Here is a 4,379-nt window from a genome sequence, read left to right on the forward strand (position 1 = left end):
CTGGCCAGCTGAGCTAAAGAGGCAATTACTCAAAAAATGCAACCGTTACGTTCTAGTGCGAGCGAAACGGCTGCAAATTTAGGCATTTATTTCTTTTCCGCAAAATTTTAGCGAAATTTTATTTGCTCCGTTGTTTTTCCTTGTACTTAACCAGCTGTTTCTCTATGGCTTCAACACTTAAATCGATTGCCTCTTCAAACGTATCGCAGATCTTGCTTGCGTAAAAATCGCCGCTAGGCACAATCACTTTTACGCCAGCTTCTTTATTTTCTGCGGTTTCTGGTTTAACTACCTTTAATGACACCTCTACTTTCTTTATATCATCGTAATACTTCTCCAACTTTGCAACTTTCTTCTGAATAAAGACTTGCAATTGCTCTGACGCGTCAAAGTGAATTGATTGAATTCTTACTTCCATACTTACCTCCTTACTTTTAGGCCCGAGGATGAGCCAGGTTATACACTTTTTTAAGTTCTTCAAAAGTAGTATGCGTATAAACCTCCGTAGTCGCCAAACTCTCGTGGCCGAGAAGTTCTTTTATAGCTCCGAGTTCTGCATCATGATTCAGCATAGTCGTAGCAAAAGTATGCCTCAACACATGAGGACTACGTTTCTTCAACGTTACTACCTTTGACAGGTTTCGTTTCACTAGATTTTCAACAATACTGCGAGAAAGACGTTCCCCATTCTCCCGGACAAAAAATGCATCCGTCCGAACCGGAACTGCTTCATTTCTAACATCGACATACTCCGTCATTGCAATTTTCAGCTCTTCGCCAAAAGGTATCAAACGCTGTTTATTTCGTTTCCCCGTCACTTTAATAAGTGAAGAAGAGAAATCTACATCTTTATTGTCCAATCCTATCAATTCTGAAAGCCTCACGCCCGTGGCATAAAACATCTCAATAATCATATGATCACGACACCCCTTAAAGCCTTCACCAAAATCCACCTCATCCAACAACCTGTCCATATCACTCTCCCGAAGAAAAGCAGGTAACGGTTTCTTATTTTTAGGCCCCGTTATCTTTTGCAATGGATTCACAGCCACCTCACCCTTCCTTAAAAGGAACTTATAAAATGACCTAAGCGAACTTAGCTTCCGGTTTATTGAAGTAGAAGTATATCCCCTGTCCATTAAGGAAACAATCCATTCGCGAACAAGTTCAGCCTTTACTTCCGATGGAGCCGAATCTCCAATTTCTTCTCTCGCAAACTCTTCAAACTGACGCAAATCTTCCCGATAAGACTTTATAGTCTCTTCGGAGTAATTCCGTTCGTACTGAAGATAGTCAAGAAAAGAGTCTGTCAACCACATATATCGCTACATCAAAAATCATGCAACGAATGTATGAAAAGAATTCAATAATTCAAAGGAAATTACGAATTATTAATCTTCTACTTGCTGAAGTTTTTGTACGTAAACTGCACGTTCTTTCTTAAGTCTGTTTACCACAGACGGTTTGTCAAACTGCTGTCTGCTTCTTAATTCCTTAACGATACCAGTTTTTTCGAATTTTCTTTTAAATTTCTTCAGCGCTTTCTCAATGTTTTCGCCTTCTTTTACAGGTACTACAATCATTTTCTTTTTATTAAAATGTTAATGGTTTAAAAATCTCACGATTAAATTGAGCGGCAAAATTACACATAGTTTCTTTATCCACAAAACTTTCCGCCAAAAAATCTGCAAAAAGAAGAAAGAATGCCACAACAAAAAATTCTCAGCCCCAATAGAATAAGCAGGCAAATAGGACATTTGCCGAAAAAAGAAGCCAACTAACATAATACCTGCTCCGTACCAACTCCGCATTCTCTCCATTCAGAGGTACCTCTGACCGCAGAATGTACGGAGCAAGTCGGGGACAGGTCGGGTTCAGCCATGGAGTTGGTATTGTTCATACATTGATAAAAGCATTGATTACCTGCTGCCAACGGACAAAGTACAGTAATCGGCAAAAGATATTCAAAGAAAGTGAGTATCTTTGAGGGATGAATGTTATACCTATATATAAATAGTATATGAGCCAGACAATAAACAATCGGATACAAGCCTTACGGGCTTTGTTCAGTCAAGATGGCATACAGGCCTTTATTATTCCGAGTACAGACCCGCATCTGAGTGAATATGTTGCTCCTCACTGGAAATCCCGGGAATGGATTTCCGGTTTTACAGGTTCCGCAGGAACCGTTGTCGTAACTACCACTAAGGCAGGATTATGGACTGATTCCCGCTATTTCCTCCAAGCTGCCCAACAGTTGGAAGGTACTGAAATAGAGTTATACAAAGAAATGCTTCCTGAAACACCCAGTATCTCCACGTTTTTAAGTATGCAATTAGCTCCCGGTGACACCGTAGGTATTGATGGGAAAATGTTTTCTGCAGAAGCTGTGGAAAACATGAGAGTTAAATTACAGAAACAGCGGATACGGCTGAAAAGTATTTCAGATCCGTTAGATCAATTATGGACTGATCGACCACCAATGCCGGAAGGTCCAGCTTTTATCCATGAAACGAAATATGCAGGAAAAAGCAGCACAGAAAAAATTTCCATTATCCGGGAAGAGTTGAAAAAGTGCAATGCCAAAGCATTATTCCTGTCGGCTCTGGACGAAATTGCATGGACACTCAACCTGCGCGGCAGTGATGTACATTGCAATCCTGTAGTTGTCAGCTACCTATTGATTGAAGAACAACATACACACTTTTTCATCCAACCACAAAAGATTACCCCTGTGGTTGCCAACTATCTAAAAGAAATAGGAGCAAGCCTGCACCCTTATGAGGAAGTGGAAACATACCTCAACCGGATAAATGTGGATAGCCTGCTCATTAACCCGGCTAAAACAAATTACGCCATGTATTCGGCCGTCAACCCCAATTGCAGAATCATTCATGGAGCTTCCCCGGTTACTCTGCTGAAAGCAATTCGTAACGAACAGGAAATAGCCGGAATACACGCAGCAATGCAACGGGACGGAGTAGCTCTGGTCAAATTCCTAAAGTGGCTGGAAGAGGTAGTCCCCACCGGCAAAGAAACCGAGATAAGTGTAGACAAAAAGCTGCATAACTTCCGTGCCGAACAGGATTTATACAAGGGAGAAAGCTTTGACACCATTGCAGGATACAAAGAACATGGGGCAATCGTACATTACGAAGCGACTCCCGAAACAGATGTTCCTCTAAAGCCTGAAGGTTTTCTGCTATTAGATTCCGGCGCACAATATCTGGACGGAACCACAGATATTACACGTACGATTGCCTTAGGCAAACTAACCGAAGAAGAGAAAACAGACTATACATTGATATTAAAAGGACACATCGCACTGGCAATGGCTAAATTTCCTGTTGGTACACGCGGAGCACAACTGGATGTACTGGCACGTATGCCGATATGGCAACGAGGAATGAACTTCCTTCATGGTACAGGGCATGGTGTGGGCCATTTCCTGAATGTACACGAAGGGCCACAGAGTATCCGGATGAACGAGAACCCGATACTCCTGCAACTGGGTATGCTGACATCCAACGAACCGGGCGTATACAAAGCAGGAAGTCATGGAATCCGGACGGAAAATCTGGTTCTGGTAGTTCCTGCTGGAGAAGGAATGTTCGGCAACTATCTGCAATTCGAGACTGTAACCCTCTGCCCTATCTGCAAAAAAGGAATTATTAAAGAACTGCTCACTACAGAAGAAATCGAATGGCTCAACAGCTATCATCAAACTGTATATGAGAAATTATCGCCAAGCCTGAACAAAGAAGAACAGGCATGGTTGAAGGAAGCAACAAGTAAATTATAACCACTAAATAGTAACCAGTATACAAAATGGCATTAATCAAATCAGTCAGAGGTTTCACTCCTGAATTTGGAGAGAACTGTTTTTTAGCGGACAATGCAGCCATCATCGGAGATGTAAAAATGGGACGTGATTGCAGCATTTGGTTCAGCACCGTACTGCGCGGAGACGTAAACTCCATCCGTATCGGAAACGGGGTCAACATACAAGACGGAAGCGTACTGCACACCTTATATGAAAAATCAACCATTGAAATAGGCGATCACGTTTCTGTAGGGCACAACGTCACCATTCATGGAGCTACCATTAAAGATTATGCATTGGTAGGCATGGGCTCTACCATTCTCGACCACGCCATTGTGGGTGAAGGAGCTATTGTTGCTGCCGGCTCACTGGTCTTGAGCAACACGGTCATCGAACCGGGAAGCATCTGGGGTGGTGTTCCTGCAAAATTCATAAAGAAAGTAGATCCGGCGCAGGCTAAAGAGTTGAATCAGAAGATTGCACATAACTATCTGATGTATTCTAATTGGTATAAAGAGTAAAAAAGCGACAGATAGATATAAATAGAAAGCGGGCA

At 42.1% G+C, this 4,379-nt stretch carries 5 protein-coding genes; 2 read left to right on the top strand and 3 right to left on the bottom strand.

Going from position 1 to position 4,379, the window contains the following annotated elements; all coding sequences use genetic code 11:
• Positions 1–118 precede the first annotated feature (118 nt).
• The 3 genes from hpf to rpsU form a co-directional block, all read right to left on the bottom strand.
• Positions 119–418, bottom strand: coding sequence for a ribosome hibernation-promoting factor, HPF/YfiA family (gene hpf / locus BWI44_RS19880; RefSeq protein ID WP_117691258.1), 300 nt, complete (start codon positions 416–418; stop codon positions 119–121).
• A 16-nt stretch (positions 419–434) separates the two neighbouring features.
• Entirely contained in the window at positions 435–1,319 is an 885-nt protein-coding gene (xerC, locus tag BWI44_RS19885; protein WP_186973326.1) for a tyrosine recombinase XerC, read from the bottom strand.
• Positions 1,320–1,391: 72 nt separating this feature from the next.
• Entirely contained in the window at positions 1,392–1,583 is a 192-nt protein-coding gene (rpsU, locus tag BWI44_RS19890) for a 30S ribosomal protein S21 (protein WP_007662115.1), read from the bottom strand.
• A gap of 437 nt (positions 1,584–2,020) precedes the next feature.
• Between rpsU and BWI44_RS19895 the strand changes: the two genes are divergently transcribed.
• Together BWI44_RS19895 and BWI44_RS19900 are read left to right on the top strand one after the other, a co-directional pair.
• Positions 2,021–3,802, top strand: coding sequence for an aminopeptidase P family protein (locus BWI44_RS19895; RefSeq protein WP_195209937.1), 1,782 nt, complete (start codon positions 2,021–2,023; stop codon positions 3,800–3,802).
• Between the two features lie 26 nt (positions 3,803–3,828).
• Entirely contained in the window at positions 3,829–4,344 is a 516-nt protein-coding gene (locus tag BWI44_RS19900; RefSeq protein WP_007662112.1) for a gamma carbonic anhydrase family protein, read from the top strand.
• The last annotated feature ends 35 nt before the right edge of the window (positions 4,345–4,379 follow it).

The sequence above is a fragment of the Bacteroides sp. Phil13 genome (genome assembly GCF_001940965.1).
Classification (GTDB): Bacteria; Bacteroidota; Bacteroidia; order Bacteroidales; family Bacteroidaceae; genus Bacteroides; species Bacteroides intestinalis.

What these genes read in the sequence shown, in the direction of transcription:
- BWI44_RS19895 (WP_195209937.1), top strand. Translation starts at nt 2,021, where the DNA reads ATGAGCCAGACAATAAACAATCGGATACAAGCCTTACGGGCTTTGTTC.
- hpf (WP_117691258.1), bottom strand. Translation starts at nt 418, where the DNA reads ATGGAAGTAAGAATTCAATCAATTCACTTTGACGCGTCAGAGCAATTG.
- BWI44_RS19900 (WP_007662112.1), top strand. Translation starts at nt 3,829, where the DNA reads ATGGCATTAATCAAATCAGTCAGAGGTTTCACTCCTGAATTTGGAGAG.
- rpsU (WP_007662115.1), bottom strand. Translation starts at nt 1,583, where the DNA reads ATGATTGTAGTACCTGTAAAAGAAGGCGAAAACATTGAGAAAGCGCTG.
- xerC (WP_186973326.1), bottom strand. Translation starts at nt 1,319, where the DNA reads ATGTGGTTGACAGACTCTTTTCTTGACTATCTTCAGTACGAACGGAAT.